Genomic DNA, 23,810 nt, shown 5'->3' on the forward strand with positions numbered 1-23,810 from the left:
CTCACTCCATTCGAGTAAACTATAGGCGTTAATAATCATAGGATTGAAAATGAAGCCGCAAGACGAGCAAACGCACTTTGGTTACAAATCTGTAGCAAGAGACGAAAAACAAGGTTTAGTTGCCGATGTATTCCATTCTGTTGCAGCCAAATACGATGTAATGAATGACTTAATGTCGTTTGGTGTTCACCGTTTATGGAAACGCCATACCATTGCTTGCTCAGGTGCTCGCCAAGGTCAAACTATTTTAGATTTAGCCGGTGGTACTGGCGATTTGACCGCGCGTTTCAGTGATATTGTTGGTCCTGAAGGCCAAGTTATTCTTGGTGATATCAATGATTCCATGCTTAAAGTCGGACGCGACAAACTACGTAACTTAGGTAAGGTAGGGAACATTGAATATGTTCAAATGAACGCTGAGGCATTGCCATTCCCAGACAATACATTTGATCTTATTACCATTGCTTTTGGCCTTAGAAATGTCACAGATAAAAGCAAAGCGCTGGCGTCAATGCAACGCGTATTAAAGCCTGGTGGTCGTTTATTGGTATTAGAGTTTTCCAAGCCGATTTATGAGCCACTGAATAAAGCTTATGATTTTTACTCATTTAACTTACTACCAGGTATGGGCAAACTCGTTGCTAACGATGCAGAATCGTATCGTTATTTAGCGGAATCAATTCGCATGCACCCAGACCAAGAAACATTGAAAGCAATGATGGAAGAAGTCGGTTTTGAAATGACCAGCTATGAAAACCTAACGGGCGGGATTGTTGCTCTTCATAAAGGGTTTAAGTTCTAACACTATGGTGTCTAGTCTTATTGCAGCGTCAATCGAGCAGCTATTAAATCGATTAATTAAACTTGATAATGAGTTTATTAATGATTTAACTCCAGCTGTTCGCCAGCAGTTAACCGTTGAAGTGACCGACCTTAATGCTGTTATGACGGTGATTTTTGACGGTGCCAAGTTTCATATTTTACCAAACGGTGATGCAAGCAGTGACTGCTTTATTAGCGCAGATTTAAACACCCTGCTTGAACTGAAAAAACCTGAGAATGTTACTCAACTTATCCGAAGCGGTAAGCTCAATTTAGACGGTGATTTAAATCTTGCTCAGCACTACAGCAAAGCATTCAATAACTTAGACATTGATTGGGCGGATAATCTGTCACGCTATTTCGGCGATGGCCCAGCTTCCACCTTAGTAAACTTTATTAAACAAACAACTCATAAACTGAAACAGCAAAGAAAGATAACTGAGACAACAATTACCAGCCTTTTACAAGATGAGTTAAAAGTCTCGATTCACCCGCTTGAAGCGCAATTATTCAAGCAACACTGCCGTGCATTACAACAAAATTTGGCACAATTAGAACAGCGTGTTGATAAGCTTAAAACGGTAATTTAAGGATCCAGTTAGTGCATTTCCCTCGTGCTTATAAAATAATCAAAACCTTGCTTAATTTCGGCCTAGATGAGCTTATCCCAAATCATTTATTTCCTTGGTATGGAAAAATAGCGCGCGCATGTTTCTTTTGGCTTGGTAACAAACACAAAGATAAGAGCGTTGGTCAGCGATTGCGCCTAGCACTCGAGTCACTTGGTCCGGTTTGGGTTAAATTTGGCCAAATGTTATCAACAAGACGCGACTTACTACCGCCTGATATCGCGAAAGAACTTAGCTTACTTCAAGACAATGTCGCGCCATTCGATGGTGAAAAAGCGCAAAAGCTTATTGAGCAAGCCCTTGGCTTAGATGATATTCATCAATTATTTGACGATTTTGATACTAAACCACTTGCTTCTGCATCAATTGCACAAGTTCATACTGCACAGTTAAAGCACCATGATGAAAGTCATGAAGTAGTGATCAAAGTCATTCGCCCCGATATTGAAGACGCAATTTATGCGGATTTAAAACTAATGGCGCAATTGGCTAAATTAGTCAGTCAATTTTTGCCTGATGGAAAACGCCTACGCCCTGTTGAAGTTATTAACGAATATCGAAAAACACTGTTAGATGAGCTTGATTTACAACGTGAAGGCGCTAACGCGATTCAGCTTAAGCGCAATTTTGAAAACTCTGACAGCCTCTATATCCCTTATGTTTACAGTGATTACAGCCGTAAAAATGTGCTGGTAATGGAGCGAATTTACGGTATTCCCGTATCTGATATTTGCGCTCTTGAGGCACAAAACACTAACTTACAGTTGCTTGCAGAACGCGGTGTAGAGGTCTTCTTCACCCAAGTATTTCGCGACAGTTTTTTCCATGCGGATATGCATCCAGGCAATATTTTTGTCTCTCGCGAGCATCCAGAAAACCCAATGTATATTGGTATCGACTGCGGCATCGTTGGCACACTCAACAAAGAAGATAAGCGCTATTTAGCCGAAAACTTTATCGCGTTTTTCAATCGTGATTATCGCAAAGTGGCAGAACTTCATGTCGATTCAGGTTGGGTGCCAGCAGATACAAATGTTGAAGAATTCGAGTTTGCGATTCGCACAGTATGTGAACCAATCTTCCAAAAACCGCTTGCTGAGATTTCCTTTGGCCAAGTACTGGTAAATTTATTCAATACCGCCCGCAGGTTTAATATGGAAGTACAGCCACAGCTTGTGTTACTGCAAAAAACGCTGTTGTATATTGAAGGATTAGGCCGCCAACTTTACCCACAATTAGATCTTTGGAAAACCGCAAAACCATTTTTAGAAGATTGGGTAAAACAACAAATAGGGCCTAAAGCAGTCTTTTCACAAATTAAAGAAAACCTGCCATTTTGGGGCGAAAAGCTGCCTGAAATGCCAGATTTACTCTATAAAGCACTTAAACAAAACACAAATAACAGTGCAAACGTCACAATACAACAATCTAACCGTGCTATTGTATGGGCAATTTTTGCCATGACATTTACATTAACTGGCACTGTATTTTTTGTGACTGAATTTATTATTCCTTCAATTGCTTTGTTTAGCGCAGCAACAATCTGTGCTTGGCGCGCTTTGCGACATTCAAGCAATCATCAGGTATAATTTAACCATCGACTGAATTGGAGAAACTATTATGGGTATTGGTGGTATTAGCATTTGGCAACTACTGATTATCTTAGCAATTATCGTATTGTTGTTTGGCACTAAAAAGCTGCGTGGAATCGGTAGCGATTTAGGTGGTGCAGTTAAAGGTTTTAAGAAAGCTGTTTCAGATGAAGAACAAAAATCTGAGGCAATTCAAAATAAAACTGAGCACGATAAAACAAGCGAAAGCGAAAAAAAGCACGATAAGGTATAACCATGGGCTTTTGGGAGCTTTTTGTTGTTCTTGTTGTAGGTCTGATTGTATTGGGCCCTGAGCGTTTGCCAACGGCGGTGCGCTCTGTTGCACGTTGGATAAAAACAATTAAGCAAATGGCAACAAATGTACAAGCTGAGATCAACGAAGAGTTGCGTGTACATGAACTGCATCAAAACCTTAAAAAAGCCGAACAACAAGGTATGGATAATCTATCGCCAGAACTTCAGCGTTCAATTAATGAACTTTCTGAAGCTGCGCAATCAGTGACCCACAGCTACAAATCGAGCGTTCAAACGACCGAGCAAGTGCAGAATAGCAGTAATGACAAACCCTCACAGTAACGCTGAAACAACGCCAACATTTATTAGCCATTTAGTTGAGTTACGTAATCGCTTAATGCGAGCGCTTGCCTCAATTTTGTTAATATTTTTAGCGCTTGTCTATTTTGCGAATGATATTTATGAATTTGTAGCAACCCCTTTGATATCAAACATGCCAGAAAATGCCAGCATGATTGCAACAGATGTTACAGCGCCTTTTTTCGCGCCATTCAAACTAACATTATTTGCAGCACTGTTTTTAGCATTTCCTTTTATTTTGCATCAAGTTTGGGGATTTATTGCACCTGGCTTATATCAAAATGAAAAAAAGGTATTAATGCCAATTTTAGCGGCCTCCGTTATTTTGTTTTATAGTGGCATCGCGTTTTGTTATTACCTAGTAATGCCAATAGTGCTTGGATTTTTCACAGGAATCGGTCCAGATGTCATGACTATTACGCCTGACATCAGTAGTTACTTAAGTTTTGTATTAAAGTTGTTCTTCGCATTTGGTATTGCTTTTGAAATCCCTGTTGCGATTATGTTGCTCTGCTGGAGTGGTGCAACAACCAAGGAAAGTCTGAAAGAAAAACGCCCATACGTAGTGGTAGGCGCATTTGTCATAGCGATGTTTTTAACACCGCCAGATGTGTTATCACAAACGCTGTTGGCTATTCCCATGCTAGCCCTTTTTGAGTTAGGCTTACTGCTAGCTGGTTTTTACCAAAAAAATACGGACTCAGAAGAGGTCAAAAACTAAAATGAAAAAGTTACCTACCCTTATTTTCTCAGTATTTGCATTACCTTTAAGTGCAGCAGAGATTAATACACAAGCTTTAAAAGCCTGTAGTTTTGTAGAAAATGATTTTCAGCGCCTGCAATGCTATGACCAAGTTATCGCAGGTAAAGAATTAACCACGACCAAAAAAGGCAAAGCTGCAAAAAGTCATGCAAAGGTACCTGAGCATGCAGCCGCCCCTGCAACAGTTAAATCAAAAAGTGTTGAAACTGCACCTAAAAAAGCTGAAGACAATTTTGGTTTAGAGCACCGTAAAGTTGAAAAACAAGGTGATGAGATTACATCTGTTGTTACCAATGTGAAAACGCATCCTCATGGTGAACTGATTATTACCTTAGAAAACGGCCATGTTTGGCAACAAATTGGTAGTGATAGATTTACTCTTAAAGAAGGTGAAACGGTAGTGATCTCTCGCGGTATGTTTAACTCATTTATTATGAAAGTTGAAGGTCGTAATAGAGGCATCAAAGTTAAACGCAAATAGTTTTATGCGCTACTTTGATATTGGTGTAAACCTGAGCAGTGAACAATTTGCTAAAGACAGAGCAGATGTAGTTAGTCGCGCCCGTTTAGCGGGTGTTGATAACATGCTGCTGATTGGTTCCAATATCGAAGATAGTCACCAGGCAATTGCACTTGCAAACGAGTTTTCACTTATTGCAAGTGCTGGAATTCACCCTCATGATGCAAAAACAGCCGAAGGTGATTATTGCCAAATAATCCAAAACCTTGTCGAGCAAAATACCGTTGTTGCCGCTATCGGTGAGTGTGGTCTTGATTATAATCGCGACTTTTCACCTCGCGATAAGCAACGCGAAGTCTTTGCAGCGCAAGTCGCACTTGCAAATAAACTTAATAAACCGCTCTATATGCATCAACGTGATGCCCATCATGATTTTTTAGCCATAGTTAAAGAAGCTCAAGTTCCGGGTGTTGTCCATTGTTTTACTGACAGTGAAGAAGCTTTAGAGACTTACTTAGATCTCGGTTTTTATATTGGTATTACGGGCTGGCTTTGTGATGAGCGCCGTGGCGATACATTACGAAAATTACTGCCGCGCATTCCACTTGATAAGCTGCTATTTGAAACTGATGCACCCTATCTTTTGCCACGAAATATTAAGCCAAAACCTAAATCCAGACGCTCTGAACCTTTGCATATTGAATATGTGGCAAAACAGGCAGCTGAACTATACCAACGTCCTTTAGAAGAAGTTGCAAACGCTGCATTTTACAATGCCCATAACCTGTTTGGTTTGGAGTTAGCGTAATGCGATTAATCGCTATTTTGTGTTGGCTGTTCTCTTTTGCACTGCATGCTAATACCTTAAACAGTAAACTGCATGGGCATACCGAGCTTAATTATGAATACAGCATCGCTAATGTAAGTTCACCACAAGACATTCCTGCATCAGCATGGCAACGTGTTGAAGGTGGACAAATCAATTTAGGGTTAGGTACCTCCCCTGTTTGGCTAAAGTTCGCTATTGTTAATAACACAGCGACGCAGCAAGACTTATTTTTATTCAACGCTTTTGTACATATTGATAAATTAACGCTTTATCACAAAGAGCGCAGTAAGCTATTTACCCAAAGAGAATTGGGTGACAGTGTGCCAATAAAAACACGCTATTTAAAAGATGCTGATCAGATATTTAAACTCAGCTTAGCGCCTAATCAAAAACAAGAGTATTACATCAAAGCTCAAACTGCCGGGGTAATGAAATTAAATTTATCGCTTTGGCAACAAGACAAATACATCGAACAAAAAGCCCGATTCAATCTAATAATGGGCCTTATTTTAGGTGTTATGTTTGCATCTTCGCTGATTCTATCGGTGCTTTTTTTCATAACCAAAAAGCAAACGTTTGCGCTTGCTGCGGTATTTAACATTTGTGTTTGGCTATTGTTTGCTTGGCTACTTGGTTATGTTTATCGCTATATTTCTGATCAAGGATTTTGGCTAGTACATACTGTGGTGCCAGCACTTACTATTTTTGTTTTAATCCCGCTTAATATTTTAACCGAACGTCTGCTAGGTTTGCACAGCCTTGCCAAGCCTCTAGTTGCATGCCTTAGAATAACACTCGGTATAAGCGTCGCTTTAGTGCTAATATCACCTTTATTAAGTTACACCCTAGCACTCACTGTGGCGGTGGTATTTGCCCTATTTCATATTTTAGTATTGTTGTTTGTAACAGGTATTCGTGCACAAAAACGCGATACTAAAGCTCAGTTATTGGTTGTCTGCATTTTACCGCTACTTATAACCATGCTGTACAAAGGCGCATTGATATTTTCCTATAGCATCTTCTTTAGCCAATTGATGGTGTTGTTTGGCATAAGTTACCTAATAAGCTGTATTACCTTAACACTTATAGCTATCAGCCAATACATTCAACAACGCGACATAAAAGTAAGCCAACAGCAAAAACGCCTAGCAGAAGCTGAGGCTAACGAAGCAATTCAAAGTGAAACGATTCGCTTACAAGAACAACATCAAGAAGAATTGGAAAGCAAAATCCAAGAGCGTACTTTTGAACTAGAAGTAACATTACGCGAGCTGCAAGAAAAGAATTTAGAACTGGAAGAACTGAATACGTTAGATTCACTCACCGGATTAAGAAACCGCCGCCACTTTGATAAAAAAATCACTATGGAGTTTCGCCGCTCTCGCCGCGAACAAACACCATTGGCTGTGGTGATGCTCGATATTGATCACTTTAAACCAATCAATGATGAATACGGGCATCTCGCTGGTGATGAAGCAATAAAATACGTGGCAGCCAGTATCAAAGGAGCGCTGCGTCGCCCATCAGATATCGCGTGCCGCTATGGTGGTGAAGAATTTGCATTGATATTACCTAACACCGATGCTGAAGGTGCAAAGTTAGTGTCTGAAACAATTCGTAAGAGCATTGCAAAGCACGCAATTAAAACAAGTTCTGGCGATGTTAAACTAACCATAAGTGCTGGCATATTTAGCCATATTGCTGACGCAAGTTTAGATCCAAATCAATATACCGACTGGGCAGATAAAGCACTCTATCTAGCCAAGCAACAAGGTCGAAATCGCGTGTGTTTTGCTAACTCGACCCAGTCATCCAACGATACCGAGGAGTTATAATGGCCCAATCAGGTTTAGATTTATTCCCATATGCACGTATGCGTCGCATGCGTAAAGACCCATTTTCACGTAAGTTAATGCAAGAAAATGTGTTAACACCAGCGGATCTAATTTACCCAGTTTTTGTTTTAGAAGGCAAAGGGCGTCGCGAGAAAATTGACTCTATGCCAGGTATCGAGCGACTTTCAATCGATTTACTTATCGAAGAAGCAAAAGAACTAGCAGCGCTTGGCGTGCCTGCCATGGCTATTTTCCCTGTTACGCCATCTGACAAAAAATCGCTAGAAGCTGAAGAAGCCTATAACCCAGAAGGTTTAGCACAGCGAACGGTGAAAGCACTTAAGCAAGAAGTACCGAGCATGGGCGTTATTACCGACGTTGCGCTTGATCCTTTTACTGTACATGGTCAAGACGGCATTATCGATGAAAATGGCTATGTATTAAACGACATCACTACCGATATTCTAATTAAGCAAGCATTGTCTCATGCAGAGGCTGGTGCAGATGTTGTTGCCCCATCAGATATGATGGATGGCCGTATTGGCGCAATTCGCGAAGCACTTGAAGAAGCTGGTTTTATTAATACGCGTATCATGGCTTATTCAGCTAAATATGCTTCAAGTTACTATGGCCCATTTAGGGATGCGGTTGGCTCAGCTGGCAACTTAAAAGGCGCTGACAAGAAGACCTATCAGATGGACCCCGCAAACTCTAACGAGGCACTACGCGAGGTTGCATTAGATCTACAAGAAGGTGCCGATATGGTGATGGTGAAACCAGGTATGCCGTATCTTGACGTTGTGCGTCGCGTGAAGGATGAATTTGGCGCACCAACCTTTGCCTACCAAGTGAGTGGTGAATACGCAATGCATATGGCAGCGATTCAAAATGGCTGGCTTGCAGAAAAGCCGGTGATTATGGAGTCATTATTGGCATTCAAACGTGCTGGCGCTGATGGCATTTTGACTTACTTCGCGAAAAAAGCTGCGATTTGGCTTAACGAGAAAGACTAAGTTAAGCTGAGTTCAGGTTAACTAAATACAAAAGAGCGCTTGCGCTCTTTTTTGCTATCAATGAAGCAATAAAATAGCGCCATAACACAACACCGCTAACACCAGCCCGGCACCTGCCCGTTGTAAATATACAGCCCTCATTTCTCCTTTAACCCAATAGGCATACATAAACTGCAAAAAGCAGGTCGCGGTTGCACCAAAACACGCAAAAAGGCATAAATAAATTGCTTGCAGCATGGTTGTCCTATAAAGAATAAAAAGCTTATATCTAATAACTATAATGGCTAATCCACTATTAAGACAGTTATTTAATTCAAAGCCCTTGTTTTTACTTGCTTAAACCAAAATGAAAGTTGATATATAACCAAAAGGAATATAGTCAGATTTAAAGTTATTTTTTTCTTTGATAACTCTTCTCTATGCTCCATGCTAAATCTTTTACCCAGTTAAGCAGTAATCGGGTAAAGCAGTACGAAATTCTTTTTTAGGGGACAACTCGTGGATTATTTTCCAATTTTTACCAAGCTTGAAAACAAGCCTGTATTAATTGTCGGCGGTGGTGAAGTCGCACATAGAAAATGCCAAGCTATGTTGCAAGCAAATGCAAACATAACCCTTGTTGCACCTGAATTTTGTGCTGAGTTAATTACACTAAATGACAGCAATAAAGTAACGCTGATACATGATTATTTTTCAGAGCAACACATCAGCAACCAAAGTTTAGTGATTGCCGCCACCGATCTTGAAACTGTTAATAAAGCAGTTTTCGATGCCGCCGAAGCAAAAAATATCTTCGTAAATGTGGTGGATGATCAACCAAAGTGTAGCTTTATTTTTCCATCGATTGTGGATCGCAGCCCTATTACGATTGCGATTTCGAGCGCAGGTAAAGCACCAGTGCTTGCGCGTCGCTTACGTGAAAAGCTTGAAACCATTATTCCACAGCATATTGGCCCGTTGGCTGAACTTGCAGGCAACTTCCGCGATAAAGTTAAAAACCAGTTAGATAGCTTTAGCAAACGTCGTATGTTTTGGGAAAAAGCATTTACCTCAAACGCTGTAGCACAAGTTGCTAAAGGCGATATCGCTGGGGCAGAACAGACATTTGAGAACATCTTAGCCGGTGACAATCAGTTAAGCGGTGAAGTATTTGTTGTTGGTGCAGGTCCAGGCGACCCAGAGTTATTAACAATTAAAGCACTGCAAGCAATGCAAACTGCTGATGTTATCGTGTATGATTATTTAGTATCTGACGAAATTATGGCTTTGGTGCGTAAAGACGCAGAGTTAGTCTGTGTTGGTAAACGCTTAGGTAATCACAGTGTGCCACAAGATGAAATCAACCAAATTTTAGTTTCTCTTGCTAAGCAAGGCAAAAAAGTATGCCGCTTAAAAGGCGGAGACCCTTTTATTTATGGTCGCGGTGGTGAAGAAGTACAAGAGCTTGCTAAGCAGAATATTGCGTTTCAAATTGTGCCTGGTATCACAGCGGCAGCAGGTTGTTCAGCCTATGCCGGCATTCCATTAACACACCGTGATTATGCTCAAGCAATCCAGTTTGTTACCGGTCACTGCAAGAAAGAAGGTCAGGAGCTTGATTGGCAATCATTAGCAAAGGCAAATCAAACTCTCGCTGTTTATATGGGTGTGATAAAATCGCCGCATATTCAAGCAAAATTAATTGAATATGGGCGAGCACCCGAGACACCTGTGGCGATTATTGAAAATGGTACACGCAAAGAGCAACGTGTAGTCTCAGGTGAGCTCAATGACTTGGCTAATTTAATTGAACGTGAACAGATTAAATCGCCAGCATTACTGATTATTGGTGAAGTTGCCAACCTTAGCAAAGAGCTTGCTTGGTTTGGTAATTCACAGCAGACATCTTTGGCGAGCAGTCAATTGCTCACAAACGCTGCATAACAAATTTAGAATTAACTTTACGTTTTAGGACAAAATCATGGCATTAACCCATCTTCAGCAACTCGAAGCTGAAAGTATTCAAATTATCCGCGAAGTTGCGGCTGAGTTTGAAAACCCAGTGATGCTTTACTCAATCGGTAAAGATTCATCGGTGTTATTGCACTTAGCGCGCAAGGCTTTTTACCCAGGCAAAATTCCTTTCCCACTACTGCACGTAGATACCGATTGGAAATTCCGCGAAATGATCGAATTTCGTGATCGCTTAGCTGCAGAATATGATTTTGAACTAATTGTGCATAAAAACCCTGAGGGTATTGCTATGGGTGTCGGCCCATTTACCCACGGTTCATCTAAGCACACTGACATTATGAAAACTCAAGGCTTAAAACAAGCGCTTGATAAGTATGGCTTTGATGCTGCATTTGGCGGTGCTCGCCGAGACGAAGAAAAATCACGAGCAAAAGAGCGTGTGTATTCGTTCCGTGACAAAAACCACCGCTGGGATCCTAAAAACCAACGCCCAGAATTGTGGAGCAACTATAACGGCCAAGTAAACCCTGGCGAAAGCATTCGTGTATTCCCGTTATCAAACTGGACAGAGCTTGATATTTGGCAATATATCTACCAAGAAAATATCGAAATTGTACCGCTTTACTTATCAGACAAACGCCCGGTTGTTGAGCGTGATGGCCTGCTAATTATGGTCGATGACGAGCGTATGCCTCTACGTGAAGGCGAAGAGCCAGAACTACGTTCTGTTCGCTTCCGTACTCTAGGCTGCTACCCACTAACGGGTGCGGTTGAGTCAGAAGCAAATACTTTAACTGGCATCATTGAAGAAATGTTGTTATCAACATCATCTGAGCGCGAAGGTCGTGCAATTGACCACGATTCGTCAGGTTCTATGGAAAAGAAAAAACGTGAGGGCTATTTCTAATGTCGACAGCAAATGAAGTAAGAGAATTAGGTATTGAGCAATACCTTGCACGTCAACAAGACAAAAGCTTATTACGTTTATTAACTTGTGGTAGCGTAGATGATGGTAAATCAACTCTTATCGGTCGTTTACTGCATGACAGTCACCAAATTTATGAAGATCAGCTAGCAGCCCTTCATAAAGATAACGAAAAAGTAGGTAACGCAGGTGAAGAACTTGACCTTGCATTACTCGTTGATGGTCTGCAAGCAGAGCGCGAGCAAGGCATCACAATTGACGTTGCTTACCGTTATTTTTCAACAAATAAGCGTAAGTTTATTATTGCTGACACGCCTGGGCATGAGCAATACACGCGCAACATGGTGACTGGTGCATCTACAGCTGATTTAGCCATTATTCTGGTTGACGCGCGCTATGGTGTGCAAGTACAAACCAAACGTCACAGCTTTATCTGTGATTCGCTTGGTATTAAACAATTTGTTGTAGCAATCAACAAAATGGATATCGTGGATTTTGATGAAGCCGTTTACAACAAAATTCAGCAAGACTATTTAGACTTTGCAGAGCAGTTAAATGTAGAAGACATTCGTTTTATCCCAATGTCAGCTTTAAAAGGCGATAACGTTGTTACACGCTCTGAAAAAACACCATACTACACGGGTGCACCGCTACTAGAATTACTTGAAGATTCGCCTGCAGCGGCATCTAATACTGAGTTTGAAGCGCGTTTACCAGTACAACTTGTTACACGTCCTAACCTGAATTTCCGTGGTTTCCAAGGCACTTTAGTTGCGGGTGAATTAGCCGTTGGCGATGCAGTAAAAGCATTACCGTCAGGCAAAACGTCTACGGTAAAAGAAATTGTAACCTTTGATGGTAACTTAGCGCATGCTGAAGCAGGTCAGGCAATTACCTTAACGCTTAACGATGAAATTGATATCAGTCGTGGTGATGTTATTGTGCCTGCTAATAGTACAGCTAAAATATCAAACCGCTTGCAAGCTAAGCTAGTGTGGATGCACGAAGCACCGTTAGTGTTAGGCAAAGAATACAATGTTAAGTTGGCAACCAAGAAAACAACTACGAAAGTGGTTGCTATTGATCACACCATCGATGTGAATACACTAGCGCATGGCCAAGCCGATAGTTTACAGCTTAATGAAATCGCGATTGTTACAATTGAAATCGATGAGCAAGTGCTCGCTGATGCCTACGTAGCAAACCGTGAAACAGGCTCATTTATCTTGATTGATCGCTTGTCAAACCTAACAGTTGCGGCTGGCATGATTGAACAAGTACTTGACACTGCCGATGCACAACAAGCACCATCTAATTTTAGCGCCTTTGAAGTTGAGTTTAATGCACTTGTGCGTAAACACTTCCCACACTGGCAAGCAATTGATATTTCAAAGCTATAAATATGTATCAGCAAGTCAGCCTTAGCCTTATTATGTTTGTTTTAGTCGCCTGCCTTTTTGGCACGCGACTTAAGCCTGCATGGGTTTTTGCTGGCGCGATTAGTGTAAGTTATTTAGCAGGCCTTATTAATTTAGAAGGTGCGTTAATTAACTTCACTAACCCTTCCTTAATCACTTTAATATTGTTGATTTTGATAAGTATTGGTATCGAAAAAACAGCATTTGTTCGCAAGTTATCGACTTCCTTAGCAAAAGGAAGCTTATCAAAATCAGTAACAAAACTCGGTTTATCAACCGCCTTTTTATCTTCATTCACCAATAACACTGCTGTTGTTGCAAGCCTTATTTCTGCGGTAAAAGAAAATAAAACCCATGCACCGTCAAAGTTACTTTTACCTTTATCATATACCGCGATTCTCGGTGGAACACTGACTTTAATTGGCACCTCTACCAACCTTATTGTCAATGGATTTGCTGTTGACGCTGGCATGGCTCCGCTGGGCTTTTTTGATTTTACTTTAGTCGGGCTTGCGGTTCTGAGTGCCGGTTTGATTGCTATTTTGCTGCTATTAAAGTTTTTACCTAATTACCAAGAAGCGGATGAAGAAGTCACACCGTTTTACCTCGAAGGCAAAGTAAAATCGAGCTCCAAGCTAATTGGTAAAACAGTTGAAGAAAACGGCTTACGTGAATTAAAAGATATCTTCTTGGCTGAAATTATTCGCGGAGAAAAGCGCATTGCAGCCGTTACACCTAAGCAAGTAATAAAAGCCGGTGATATTTTACTGTTTTCAGGCGACTTAAAATCCGTGCCATTATTGAAGCAGTTTGATGGTTTAGAAGTTATCCATGATAAACACGAAATGGCAGTTGAGCATTTTGTAGAAGTGGTAATCAGCCATAGTAGTTCACTAGTTGGGCAAACACTAAAAGATGCTAATTTCCGTAAGGAATTTAAAGCTGCTGTAGTGGCGATTCGCCGCGGCCATAGTCGTTTAGAGGGCAGCTTTGCCAATATTCAATTACAAGCTGGCGACAGCCTTATTTTAGCACCGAGTAGTGACTTTCAATCGAATAAAAAACTAAAACGTGAATTTGTTTATATCTCAGGGCTCGACTTGCAAAGTCACCTTGATGAAAAGCAATCTCACTTTGTTTTTGCTGGCTTTATCGCAGTTATTGCACTCAGTATTTTCGACATTGTGCCGCTTGTTAAAGGTTTAATTGTATTACTCATTGCATTTATGTTGTGGGGCGTGGTTTCGGTTGGTGAGGTAAAACGCCGTTTTCCACTTGAGCTTTTCGTTATCGTTGGTAGCGCTATAGGCCTTGCAAAATTGATGATCGACACTGGTGTGGCAACTCAAGTTTCAGAGTTTGTGTTAAGTTTAGTAGGTCAATTTGGCCCCTATACTGCCCTTGTCGTTATTTTCTTTTTGACCTTGCTGTGTACTGAGCTAATCACCAATAACGCTGCGGCTGCGCTTTCGTTTCCTATAGCTTATTCTTTAGCGATTGGCTTTGGTGTTAGCCCACTGCCATTTATTATGGCGGTTGCATTTGGCGCATCTGCCAGTTTTATTTCGCCATTTGGTTATCAAACCAACCTTATGGTGTATAGCGCAGGCAACTATCAAATTAAAGATTACATCAAAGTGGGTGTTCCCATGTCGTTAGTATATTCAATTACTGCGTTGATCTTTATACCTATTGTTTTTCCATTTTAATTAACGGATTGTAGAACCCATTATGAGTGACGAAAATATTGTTTGGCACAACTACCATGTCGAAAAATCAGCACGGGTAAAACAAAAAGGCCATAAGCCATGCATTTTATGGTTCACAGGTTTGTCAGGTTCAGGTAAAAGTACCGTTGCTAACGCACTAGAAACCGCTCTTCATGAAATGGGGATTCATACCTACTTACTCGATGGTGACAATGTGCGTCACGGACTTTGTGGTGACCTTGGATTTAGTGATGAAGATCGTCAAGAAAATATCCGTCGCGTAGGCGAAGTTGCTAAGTTAATGGTTGATGCAGGGCTTGTTGTATTAAGCGCATTTATTTCACCATTCCAAGCAGAACGTAAAATGGTACGTGAGCTAGTAGAAGACGGTGAGTTTATTGAAGTTTTCCTAGATACCCCGTTAGCTGTGTGTGAAACGCGTGATCCGAAAGGACTTTATAAAAAAGCGCGTGCTGGTGAAATTAAAAACTTTACAGGTATTGATTCAACCTATGAAGCACCTGAAACACCTGAAATTACGCTTGATACAGGTGCAAATACAGTTGCCGATTCAATTAACCAAATCATTGCTGCTTTAAAGCACCACCAAATCATCTAAGTTATTTTTTCTCGACTTGTTGTAGCAAGTCGAGAAACTTCTTCTCTACAAAATCTTTTTCTTTTACTAGATGTGTTAATCGCTCTTCGGCTTCTAACAATTTTTGCTGTAATTTTTTTGCCTCACCGGCATCTGTATTATCTGCGCCTTGAGCCATTAATTGCTGGATAACCTGGTCTTGCTCTGCCATTTGTTTTTTATACTGCTGTAATGCTCTTTTGAGATTATTGTTTTCTTCACTATTTGCACTACTTGATGAATTGGACGTTAGCTGCACATATTCCCGTTCGAGTTGTTCAAACTGCTCACTTATTTTTTTATTCTCTTTGGTTAAACGCTCAACCGTATCATACTGAGAATAAAGTTTTTCACGTGTGGTTCTGAGTTTTTTCACACTGGTGTCTAAATCACCTTTCAGTTTTTGAATTAATTTATGGGCTTTTTTCAAACGCGCATTAAGGTCATCCATCGATGCCTTTTCTTCTTTGCTGATATGATCCGAAGTAGATGCTTTAATATTGGCAAGCTTATTCTCAAGGCCTTGTTGAACACGAATTAAGGCATCGAGTGTATCGCGATTCTCAGCGCTGTAATTGAGCGCCATTTCAATTGAATCTTGATACTCTGAAATCAGCTTATCGTCCACTGCTTGCGACCCACCACCTGCCTTGTAAGCAAATTTTCGAAATTCACGAATAATCAACCACAAAATAACGAACCAACCAGCAAGAATCAGCAGGCCAAGGTCGAGTGCTAATATTTCTAATACTTTATAAGAAGTTAAGCCTGGGATATTCATAACATCTCCACTCAGATAACAACTGAAGTATAGTCTTGATTATTTTTTGCGACTATACTGATTAAATTATCTACTACTGCAGATAGCCACATTGAGAATACTTGTTGTAGACGATAGCAAAGCAACACTTGAAATTGTAAGGCGTTCACTCGAAGGCTTTGGTTATCGTCATTTATCAATCAAAAAAACCAACAATCCGATTGATGCCCTTTCTATCATCGGGCAATGGCAACCTCATATTTTACTTACTGATTGGAATATGCCGGAGCTTAGTGGTATTGCACTCATTAAAGCTATTCGCAAAAAACAGCTTTCCACACAAATTGGCATGATCACCACAATTGACGATAGCCAACAATTAGAACAAGCACAGCAAGCGGGTGCTGACTTTGTGTTGAGTAAACCTTTTGATGATGCACAGCTGTATGAAAAGTTATTGCCATTAGTTCAAGGCGTTGAGCAAAGCGAGATTATTCTTAATGAAATTGAGGAGCTTTCAGAGGGCTTAGCGTTACCCAATTTAGCTCAATTAGAAAAAAATTTAGTAAAACTTACTTCAAACGAGCTCACTGTAAACATTATTAAGCCACAAGTATTTGATGAATCTAAACTGCCCTGCATTATGGCGGTATTTGAAGACAGTGAAACACAAAAAATTCGCTCTGTAGCATTATTAGATATTTATGCAGCGTGTATATTAGCTAAGAGTAATGCCAACGTAACTAATGGTCATATTCAACGAGTCATAAAATCTAAACGCCCAAGCAAATATGTAATGGAAACTACTCAACAGATTTTGCAAAAAGCTGCGATTGTTTTTCTCGATCATCAAAGCCGAAAAAGTTTACGCTTAAAAAATACGAACTTTATTGACCACACTTTTCCCAAATTAGAAAACCTTTATAAAACCCCTGCCAATCGTAGGCTTGATATTTCTTTGCAAATCCCTCCACTAGCACAAGGGAGAATCACCATTATTGGGTTTTAAAAGCGTTGCAAAATGCAACGCAAAAACGAACTTTAAAAACATAATCTTATAAAATTCAACGCATTAAAGTAGGCTCGTTTCTTGAACATTCTTATTACTCTCGGTAAGAAGGATGTTTCTCATGAAAAATCTAGCCAGTAGCATACTGTGTTTAATGCTTATCGCATGTGGCGGGGGCGCAAGCAATGAACAACCACCTGCCCCCACACCAGTGAGCGTACAATCAAACAAACTTAGCGATAATGCAGTTGATGAAAATGCTAATTTTGCGCAGTTTAAACAGCACCAAGTAGAAATCGACTTACAAACATTAGCGCTTAACGGCAACAATATTTACATCAAAGTATATGTCGATGCCGAACAAACCCTTTACCTCGGTAAAGTTCCAGCAAAACAAGTTTTTTCTATTCACGTACCAAATAACGTTAAAACCATTAAATACGATATCTTTTCAGATTTTAGCGATGATGAACAAGTAACAGGGGAGATTTCGTTATGAAGATACTTTCTTATATTGCGATTTTTTTAAGCTTTAATGCAGTTGCTGTCGAGTCAGTGAAAATGGCCGACACCATCAAGCAAGGTTACGGCTATATTGATCTTTTTAAGGCGCAGCAAAGTGCTAATAACCTTACAGCAATTGATTTAGAGTCATTGCGCATTGAGCACGGCAACAAACTTGTTTTTGCTGTGGATATTAACGAAGCTGCAAACGGCACAGAAAAAGCCTCTACCCAAGGCGTTACTGTTGATACTGCTGAACTTATCATTACGAGTAATGGCAGCGAATCTCGCTACAGTGAATTTTATACCCCAACCACCAGCTTAGTTGCTGCAATCAGTGAAACTAATCGTACTTTTCGCTACACCATGATTGGTGAATCGGGTTCGTCACGTATCACTGGTTCGACTTTAAATGATATAACCTCAGAGTTTGATAGCTTACTAACCATCATCGTACCTGATTCATTAGCGAGTGCTGATTCCGCATTTTTAGCTGTACGCTTAAAACAAACGAATAGCTCTCTCGGCGACCCAGAAGCATTTTATGATTACAGCGGAGGTTTTGAAGATATTGCAGTTGTTAATTTTTATGACGCTCAAGTGCTTACTGAACTTGCTCCAGGTGTTGATGAAGCCCCACTAGTGGTCGCCCAATCACAACTCGAAGAAACTGCTGATTCTTGGGTTTATTACCCAAGCAGCGCTTCTTATTTCGTAGTGGCATATGAGGATCAATACCCAAATCGCGGTGATTATGATTTTAACGACCTAGTGATTGGTTATCGCGTTGGTTTTGGCATTAAAGATTCGCAAGTTACCTCGGTTATCGGTGTCGGATATATGATTGCCCGAGGAGCGTCTGCTAATCACGACTGGTATTTACATGTTCCCTTTAGCGATTATGTGTCTGGCAATGCGCTTGTGAACTTATTTAAACCTGGCACATCTGAACAAGCGGTTGGCTACCCGCAACTGCAAGAAGTAAACGGTAATCTCAATTTAAAACTGTTCGAAAATACCAAAGCACTAATGAAGGTGGAAGGCAGTGACTTTGCCAATACACTAAGCAGTCAATCACCAATTCAAGGCCATAAATTTAGTTTTTCATTTAACCTTGATACACCTTTAGATTTCAGCGCTATTCCTGCTGCACCGTATGATCCCTATTTACATGTACTCACTACAGGGTATGAAATTCACTTGTCAGGTAATGCAACGCAATTATCTCAGTCAACTAATAGTGGTGATTCAAATACGCAATACAAAGATGATTTGGGTTATCCGTATGCTTTAGTTTTTCCGGATCAATGGTTACTACCTCTCGAATACACGGACCTAGGTGAGGCATACGACACCTTTTTAGACTACACAAAGAACAGCAATACGCAGAATGAAACTTGGTATCTTTACCCGACTTCGAGCAAAACAAAGTCCATTTCAACTTCACTATGGAAGTGGTAAAACAAAAAAGGCGCTTAAAGCGCCTTTTTTAAAACACAACTTAAAATTGGATTAGAACATCCAAGAAGTTGGGTTTTCAATTGGTTCGTTTTTATCAAGAGCTTTAAGCCCTTTCACACAACGAACAATTAACCATACTAAATAGAATAGAAGAATTAGCAGGCCAATTCCGACAACAGTTAAAATGCCACCGATTACAGCATAAAGTAATCCGATCCAGAATGTACGGATCTGGAATTGATAGTGTGTTTGCACCCACTCAGGCGCATCTTTTTTATTAACATATGCCATGATCACAGCAATTAGACCTGTAATACCTAAAATGATACTAGCTAGGTAAAGTACATAGTTAATTTTCGCGCCATTCTTTGCCGACGCATCTTGTTTTTCGTTTGTTTCAACTACCTGGTCAGTCACCTTTTATCTCCTTATGATGAACTTATTTGTTGCCAGAATGCTTAATTTACAATCATCTGGAATTAATGCAATAAGAGAATAACTGAGCGGAGGTGTTAGAGTTTTAATACTAGTGAGTGACAAGGAACAAAAATTGATTGCTCAATTTACAAACTACACAAGCACATATTGCCCTTTACGCTCTTACTTTTGTTCAATATTTAGAGGTAGAGATTAAATTCACAGCCCCCTTTTTAAGGCAATCTGTAACAAATAATTTTGCAAGCAGGTACTGCAAAAAATTAACGTTTTAACTACGTTTTACACAATTTACTATTTTGATTTCGGTAATCGGCTTGTTTAAAGTGTTGAACGGATTTTAATTGCAATTTACTCAACAATTAAAATAACAAAAAACATGTTTTCTTTTACACCGTGTAAATAGAATAATTTTTAACCAACCAACTAAAACATAATTGCTTACATCGCATCATAATTTTCAAACACAAAGTAGCAGTTTTTACGTTACCTTTTGCTTGCACTGTACTCAAAGCCATTAAAAAGGAAGCCGACATGAAAACATTACTACTTACAGCAGGTATTGCATTACTCTCATTCACAAGCACACAGAGCCTAGCTCACAGCAAAGCAAAATCAATTGTTAGCGCTGACTCTTCAGCAGATTCAAGTCTTTGCGTTGCAATTGCAAAAGACAATCCATTATTAATTCTAAAGCGTTTAAAGCAAGCGGGTCTTCGTAAACATCAAGCAAAAGATGTATTACGTTGCAATGGCATGTCAGCCTCAGAGTTTGCATATAAACATAATGCTTTTAAGGCTATTGCTCGGCTGGATTTAGCTACGGATAAAGAACGCTACGCGCAAAACTCGAAGTAAATTATTTGTTAAATAATTGTACTTGCTTTTGTAAAGCTTCATAGCTAATCTTAGCTAAGACATCCCAATCCAATAACCTAAAAGGCGAACACGCAATGTTTGCCTTTTGCTTTTTTAGCCAGCCTAATTAGTGATAGCATAATAAGATGCAGGTTAAAGAGCGCTTATTATGCTTGATTTAAATACCCTTTACGTCGTAGGTGGCGTTGTTTTATTACTATCTTGGTTTATTAGCTTTCAGGTTTGGCGTGATAATAAAAACGTAGACGGTGCTTTTACCAACCTGCTTTTACCCAGCTTAATGCTAATTGCATTAATTAATTATTCACTCTACCTCTACCGCATAGTTGATATAAAAGCAGGTATCGCCAGTCTTATCGTTTTAATTTGTTCGATTCTCAGCATTCATATTTTGCAGCGTTTTTTTGCTATCAATAGTGCGATTATCAAACTATTTAACCTGATAACCGTTTGCTGCATCATTATGTTTTCGTGGTATACCTACGGTGAGTCGGATGTTCATAACCGCTTAGTTATTTTCAATTTTCAACGCTTTCTAGAAGGTGCTGTAATGCTTTGGTTTTTTGCCAGCATCGACACCTCTAATCACCGCTTTGCAAAACACATTTATTATTGCCATGCGGCAATATTTATTATTGTTTATCCGCTACGTACCTATTATTTAGTGCCACTTGAGGCGTCTGAGATTTTCAGTAATGCATGGTTTGCAATTGGCGCTATGGTTACAGGCATTATTAGCCCGCTTTTATATGCACTCGGTATGGCTTATTTATGTAGTGAACGCAAAGCATTACATTTTTCGGAATTAAAAGATAAAGCACAACAAGATGCAGAGCTTAGAGGGTTATTTTTATCAACTATGAGCCATGAAATACGTACACCCTTAAACGGCATCATGGGCAGCGCTCAATTGATTTTAAATCAATCGCCCAATGCAAAAGTGAAACCCTATTGTGAAGCAATCATTAACTCCTCCGAATCACTTAACTTACTCATTGGTAAGGTGCTTGATTATGCTCGCCTTGAACAAAATACTGAGTCGGGAACAGAAGAAGATATTGAGCTGACACCTTGGTTGGAAAACCTCTGTTTACTGTATCGACCTTTAGCGCAACAAAAGCGCATTGATTTTATACTTAATAATCAACTACCAAATAAAGCCTGCTATTACTTTGATCAGCAAAGCGTAAGACAAGTACTAATCAATTTACTCGGTAATGCCATTAAATTTACCGACAGCGGCCAAGTCACTTTATCCGTAGAGGTGCTTGAAAAGGCGCCGCTTGAGCATAAATTACGTTTTACAGTTACAGACTCGGGTCCTGGCATAGCTGAATCAGAAATAGCGCAACTCAAGGAACCTTATGTACAAAGTGATGCAGGAAAACTAAAAGGCGGCACAGGCCTTGGTTTAGCCATCAGCGAGCGCTTACTCAATAAAATGGATAGCGAACTAAAAATAGCAAGCACGCTTGGCCTGGGTAGTCAGTTTAGCTTTGATATTCGCTTTAGTTTAGGTGAGCTTAGCTTAGTGGAACAAAGTAAAGTGAACGCAGATACGCTTACAGGCTTAAATGTATTATTAGTTGAAGACTTACCACTTAATCAAAAATTAGCGCTTGAATTTATGGCAATGGATCAGCACTGCGTTACCCTAGCAAGCACCGGCCAAGAAGCAATTGAAATGGTTAAGAATAAGGTTTTTGACCTTATTCTTCTCGATATGAATTTACCTGATTTTTCAGGACAAGAAGTGGTTAAAAAACTCGCTAGTTCGCAACATAAAAATAGCCAAACACCGATTTTAGCGTTTACTGCGAGCTTAAGTCCTGACGAAGTAAAAGAGTATTTAACACTTGGTATTAAAGATATTGTCGGTAAGCCTATTCGCATCGAAAAATTACGCCAGGCCATTTTCAATTCACAGCAACAAGTCTATTTACAAACTAATCAACAAGTTGATGATGTACTATTTGATAGTACTGCGGCCAATAGCTTAAGTGCTTCCTTCGCCCAAGATGAGTTTAATGCAATTTATGATGAATTTATTATGTCGCTTCGCGATAAACTTGCCCGTTGTGAAAATGATTTTGAAAAGCAAACAGATGAAACTATTCGAATTCTTCACCGCTTAGCAAGCACAGCATTACAATTAGGATTTAACCGTTTTGGTCTTGCACTCAAACAATGCGAACGCGATTTACTCAATAATAGATTGGTTTTTGATGGCGAAAAACTTAAAAAATTATGGCAAGAAAGCCTTTCAAACTACCTTGAATACGCTCGACAGCAACTCTAATGAAAAATAAATATCACATTGAATTAAAAGGGTTTTGCAGATAAAAATATAGAATAGATATAAAAACGAGCATTAAAGAGTTGCTAGCTAAAAAATTCAAAGCCACTCTACAGATACAATAACTCTAAATTGATAAAACTATCATATGATTCGCTTTACCCTTATAACTATAATGCTAGTCAGCTCACTGTTTGCCAATTGCGCATTAGCCCAAACGCTTTACAGCGATGGTCCTTATTTGTTTTATAAAAATAACAAAATAGAGCAAATTGATATTATCGAAAACACCAAAAAAGTCTCTGAATATTCAGGTCCTCTGGCTATCAACCAAACTTTTTCAGCAAACGAAATAGATAGTTTTCAGAATGTAGAAAAGATTGCCGCGATTAGTGATATTCATGGCCAATTCGATATTTTCAAAACATTACTGCAAAACAATGGCATCATCGACCAACAGTTAAATTGGTCTTATGGCAAAGGCCATTTGGTAATTACAGGTGATATTTTTGACCGTGGCGATACCGTTACTGAAGCTTTATGGCTGGTATTTAAACTAGAGCAGCAAGCAGCTTCAGCTGGCGGTAAATTACACTATTTACTAGGTAACCATGAATATATGGTATTGCGCGATGATCAGCGCTATTTACACCCTAAATACGTTCATGCAGTATCTCATTTCAATAACGATTTACGCCAACAATATAGCGAACAAAGCGTTTTGGGTCGCTGGCTTCTAAGCAAATCTACTATTATCAAAATAAATGGTTTTGTATTTCTACATGGCGGCATTCATCAGGAATTCCTTGATCTTAATTTAAGCTTAGAACAAGCAAATAATGAATTTCGTAAAACCATTGGGCTAAGTAAAAACGCCCTAAAAGAAAATCCAACATGGCTATCGCTGCATAGTTCAAATGGCCCTATTTGGTATCGCGGCTATTTTAGAGATGAAAACTTGGAAGAAGCTCAAATTTCATCAATACTAAAACAATTAAATGCAACTAAAGTGATTGTTGGCCATACCTCCATGCCAACCATTGAAACACGTTTCAAAAGCAAAGTGATCGCGATTGATAGCTCTATCAAACGTGGTGAAAAAGGCGAATTATTAATTTGGCATAACGCAACATTCTCTCGCGGTATGATGTCTGGCGAGCAAAAGCCATTGCAATAAGCTTGCGTGAAATTCTAATTGTGGCAAGATGTTGCATCGCCCTATTGGCTTTTTTATTTGGTTCCGTGAATTGATGTAGACCCAAATGC

23 protein-coding genes are annotated in these 23,810 nt (G+C 39.7%); 21 read left to right on the forward strand and 2 right to left on the reverse strand.

From position 1 onward, the window contains the following. Positions 1–49: 49 nt before the first annotated feature. From ubiE to cysC, 15 genes are all read left to right on the forward strand, one after another. Positions 50–802: a bifunctional demethylmenaquinone methyltransferase/2-methoxy-6-polyprenyl-1,4-benzoquinol methylase UbiE gene (gene ubiE / locus AAEU29_RS14190; protein WP_274761979.1), complete on the forward strand. Its 753-nt coding sequence runs from the start codon at positions 50–52 to the stop codon at positions 800–802. 4 nt (positions 803–806) lie between these two features. After that, entirely contained in the window at positions 807–1,412 is a 606-nt protein-coding gene (locus AAEU29_RS14195) for a ubiquinone biosynthesis accessory factor UbiJ (protein WP_421973950.1), read from the forward strand. 11 nt (positions 1,413–1,423) lie between these two features. After that, positions 1,424–3,040, forward strand: coding sequence for a ubiquinone biosynthesis regulatory protein kinase UbiB (ubiB, locus tag AAEU29_RS14200; protein WP_274761977.1), 1,617 nt, complete (start codon positions 1,424–1,426; stop codon positions 3,038–3,040). A 31-nt stretch (positions 3,041–3,071) separates the two neighbouring features. Next, positions 3,072–3,296 (forward strand): Sec-independent protein translocase subunit TatA, encoded by a 225-nt coding sequence (tatA, locus tag AAEU29_RS14205; RefSeq protein WP_372767433.1) that lies wholly within the window; start codon positions 3,072–3,074, stop codon positions 3,294–3,296. A gap of 2 nt (positions 3,297–3,298) precedes the next feature. Beyond that, positions 3,299–3,640, forward strand: coding sequence for a Sec-independent protein translocase protein TatB (gene tatB, locus AAEU29_RS14210; RefSeq protein WP_421973951.1), 342 nt, complete (start codon positions 3,299–3,301; stop codon positions 3,638–3,640). Continuing rightward, positions 3,621–4,379 (forward strand): twin-arginine translocase subunit TatC, encoded by a 759-nt coding sequence (gene tatC, locus AAEU29_RS14215; RefSeq protein WP_421973952.1) that lies wholly within the window; start codon positions 3,621–3,623, stop codon positions 4,377–4,379. Before tatB ends, tatC begins: the two co-directional genes overlap by 20 nt. A 1-nt stretch (position 4,380) precedes the next feature. Beyond that, complete coding sequence (locus AAEU29_RS14220) at positions 4,381–4,902, forward strand: hypothetical protein (protein ID WP_421973953.1); 522 nt, start codon at positions 4,381–4,383, stop codon at positions 4,900–4,902. A 4-nt stretch (positions 4,903–4,906) separates the two neighbouring features. Then, the gene (locus AAEU29_RS14225) at positions 4,907–5,689 is read left to right on the forward strand and encodes a TatD family hydrolase (protein WP_421973954.1); all 783 of its coding nucleotides are present in this window, start codon (positions 4,907–4,909) and stop codon (positions 5,687–5,689) included. After that, complete coding sequence (locus AAEU29_RS14230; RefSeq protein ID WP_421973955.1) at positions 5,689–7,545, forward strand: sensor domain-containing diguanylate cyclase; 1,857 nt, start codon at positions 5,689–5,691, stop codon at positions 7,543–7,545. The genes AAEU29_RS14225 and AAEU29_RS14230 overlap by 1 nt, the downstream gene beginning before the upstream one ends. Beyond that, on the forward strand, positions 7,545–8,558 hold the full coding sequence (hemB, locus tag AAEU29_RS14235; RefSeq protein WP_421973956.1) for a porphobilinogen synthase: 1,014 nt from the start codon (positions 7,545–7,547) through the stop codon (positions 8,556–8,558). The genes AAEU29_RS14230 and hemB overlap by 1 nt, the downstream gene beginning before the upstream one ends. A 498-nt stretch (positions 8,559–9,056) precedes the next feature. Next, positions 9,057–10,481 carry a siroheme synthase CysG gene (gene cysG / locus AAEU29_RS14240; protein WP_421973957.1) on the forward strand — a complete coding sequence of 475 codons (1,425 nt, stop codon included), beginning with the start codon at positions 9,057–9,059 and terminating at the stop codon, positions 10,479–10,481. 37 nt (positions 10,482–10,518) lie between these two features. After that, positions 10,519–11,418: a sulfate adenylyltransferase subunit CysD gene (cysD, locus tag AAEU29_RS14245; protein ID WP_421973958.1), complete on the forward strand. Its 900-nt coding sequence runs from the start codon at positions 10,519–10,521 to the stop codon at positions 11,416–11,418. Beyond that, entirely contained in the window at positions 11,418–12,836 is a 1,419-nt protein-coding gene (gene cysN, locus AAEU29_RS14250) for a sulfate adenylyltransferase subunit CysN (protein ID WP_421973959.1), read from the forward strand. The genes cysD and cysN overlap by 1 nt, the downstream gene beginning before the upstream one ends. Before the next feature lie 2 nt (positions 12,837–12,838). Continuing rightward, positions 12,839–14,563, forward strand: a complete 1,725-nt coding sequence (locus AAEU29_RS14255) for an SLC13 family permease (RefSeq protein ID WP_421973960.1) — start codon at positions 12,839–12,841, stop codon at positions 14,561–14,563. Positions 14,564–14,585: 22 nt separating this feature from the next. Continuing rightward, positions 14,586–15,182: an adenylyl-sulfate kinase gene (cysC, locus tag AAEU29_RS14260; RefSeq protein ID WP_421973961.1), complete on the forward strand. Its 597-nt coding sequence runs from the start codon at positions 14,586–14,588 to the stop codon at positions 15,180–15,182. A gap of 1 nt (position 15,183) precedes the next feature. On the opposite strand, the gene AAEU29_RS14265 is transcribed toward cysC, so the two are convergent. Continuing rightward, positions 15,184–15,981, reverse strand: a complete 798-nt coding sequence (locus AAEU29_RS14265) for a chromosome partitioning protein ParA (protein ID WP_421973962.1) — start codon at positions 15,979–15,981, stop codon at positions 15,184–15,186. A 91-nt stretch (positions 15,982–16,072) separates the two neighbouring features. Between AAEU29_RS14265 and AAEU29_RS14270 the strand changes: the two genes are divergently transcribed. The 3 genes from AAEU29_RS14270 (at position 16,073) to AAEU29_RS14280 (ending at position 18,934) form a co-directional block, all read left to right on the forward strand. After that, positions 16,073–16,969 carry a response regulator gene (locus AAEU29_RS14270; protein ID WP_421973963.1) on the forward strand — a complete coding sequence of 299 codons (897 nt, stop codon included), beginning with the start codon at positions 16,073–16,075 and terminating at the stop codon, positions 16,967–16,969. 121 nt (positions 16,970–17,090) lie between these two features. Then, on the forward strand, positions 17,091–17,468 hold the full coding sequence (locus tag AAEU29_RS14275; RefSeq protein ID WP_421973964.1) for a hypothetical protein: 378 nt from the start codon (positions 17,091–17,093) through the stop codon (positions 17,466–17,468). Next, positions 17,465–18,934 carry an LruC domain-containing protein gene (locus AAEU29_RS14280; protein WP_421973965.1) on the forward strand — a complete coding sequence of 490 codons (1,470 nt, stop codon included), beginning with the start codon at positions 17,465–17,467 and terminating at the stop codon, positions 18,932–18,934. Before AAEU29_RS14275 ends, AAEU29_RS14280 begins: the two co-directional genes overlap by 4 nt. Before the next feature lie 51 nt (positions 18,935–18,985). Here the strand turns inward: AAEU29_RS14280 and AAEU29_RS14285 are convergent, their stop codons facing one another. Further along, entirely contained in the window at positions 18,986–19,351 is a 366-nt protein-coding gene (locus AAEU29_RS14285; protein ID WP_274763484.1) for a DUF4870 family protein, read from the reverse strand. A gap of 552 nt (positions 19,352–19,903) precedes the next feature. On the opposite strand from AAEU29_RS14285, the gene AAEU29_RS14290 reads away from it, so the two are divergent. From AAEU29_RS14290 to AAEU29_RS14300, 3 genes are all read left to right on the forward strand, one after another. After that, positions 19,904–20,227, forward strand: a complete 324-nt coding sequence (locus AAEU29_RS14290) for a DUF3718 domain-containing protein (RefSeq protein WP_421973966.1) — start codon at positions 19,904–19,906, stop codon at positions 20,225–20,227. 169 nt (positions 20,228–20,396) lie between these two features. Next, a complete protein-coding gene (locus tag AAEU29_RS14295; protein WP_421973967.1) occupies positions 20,397–22,547 on the forward strand; it encodes a response regulator in 2,151 nt (716 codons plus the stop codon). 172 nt (positions 22,548–22,719) lie between these two features. Then, positions 22,720–23,721, forward strand: coding sequence for a metallophosphoesterase (locus AAEU29_RS14300; RefSeq protein ID WP_421973968.1), 1,002 nt, complete (start codon positions 22,720–22,722; stop codon positions 23,719–23,721). The last annotated feature ends 89 nt before the right edge of the window (positions 23,722–23,810 follow it).

Origin of the sequence: Pseudoalteromonas aquimarina, from assembly GCF_049257255.1 — a bacterium.
Classification (GTDB): Bacteria; Pseudomonadota; Gammaproteobacteria; order Enterobacterales; family Alteromonadaceae; genus Pseudoalteromonas.

Bases quoted from the DNA above. Each gene is read 5' to 3' on its own strand.
- ubiE (WP_274761979.1), top strand. From the start codon at position 50: ATGAAGCCGCAAGACGAGCAAACGCACTTTGGTTACAAATCTGTAGCA.
- AAEU29_RS14195 (WP_421973950.1), top strand. From the start codon at position 807: ATGGTGTCTAGTCTTATTGCAGCGTCAATCGAGCAGCTATTAAATCGA.
- tatA (WP_372767433.1), top strand. From the start codon at position 3,072: ATGGGTATTGGTGGTATTAGCATTTGGCAACTACTGATTATCTTAGCA.
- tatB (WP_421973951.1), top strand. From the start codon at position 3,299: ATGGGCTTTTGGGAGCTTTTTGTTGTTCTTGTTGTAGGTCTGATTGTA.
- tatC (WP_421973952.1), top strand. From the start codon at position 3,621: ATGACAAACCCTCACAGTAACGCTGAAACAACGCCAACATTTATTAGC.
- AAEU29_RS14220 (WP_421973953.1), top strand. From the start codon at position 4,381: ATGAAAAAGTTACCTACCCTTATTTTCTCAGTATTTGCATTACCTTTA.
- AAEU29_RS14225 (WP_421973954.1), top strand. From the start codon at position 4,907: ATGCGCTACTTTGATATTGGTGTAAACCTGAGCAGTGAACAATTTGCT.
- AAEU29_RS14230 (WP_421973955.1), top strand. From the start codon at position 5,689: ATGCGATTAATCGCTATTTTGTGTTGGCTGTTCTCTTTTGCACTGCAT.
- hemB (WP_421973956.1), top strand. From the start codon at position 7,545: ATGGCCCAATCAGGTTTAGATTTATTCCCATATGCACGTATGCGTCGC.
- cysD (WP_421973958.1), top strand. From the start codon at position 10,519: ATGGCATTAACCCATCTTCAGCAACTCGAAGCTGAAAGTATTCAAATT.
- cysN (WP_421973959.1), top strand. From the start codon at position 11,418: ATGTCGACAGCAAATGAAGTAAGAGAATTAGGTATTGAGCAATACCTT.
- AAEU29_RS14255 (WP_421973960.1), top strand. From the start codon at position 12,839: ATGTATCAGCAAGTCAGCCTTAGCCTTATTATGTTTGTTTTAGTCGCC.
- cysC (WP_421973961.1), top strand. From the start codon at position 14,586: ATGAGTGACGAAAATATTGTTTGGCACAACTACCATGTCGAAAAATCA.
- AAEU29_RS14265 (WP_421973962.1), bottom strand. From the start codon at position 15,981: ATGAATATCCCAGGCTTAACTTCTTATAAAGTATTAGAAATATTAGCA.
- AAEU29_RS14275 (WP_421973964.1), top strand. From the start codon at position 17,091: ATGAAAAATCTAGCCAGTAGCATACTGTGTTTAATGCTTATCGCATGT.
- AAEU29_RS14280 (WP_421973965.1), top strand. From the start codon at position 17,465: ATGAAGATACTTTCTTATATTGCGATTTTTTTAAGCTTTAATGCAGTT.
- AAEU29_RS14290 (WP_421973966.1), top strand. From the start codon at position 19,904: ATGAAAACATTACTACTTACAGCAGGTATTGCATTACTCTCATTCACA.
- AAEU29_RS14295 (WP_421973967.1), top strand. From the start codon at position 20,397: ATGCTTGATTTAAATACCCTTTACGTCGTAGGTGGCGTTGTTTTATTA.
- AAEU29_RS14300 (WP_421973968.1), top strand. From the start codon at position 22,720: ATGCTAGTCAGCTCACTGTTTGCCAATTGCGCATTAGCCCAAACGCTT.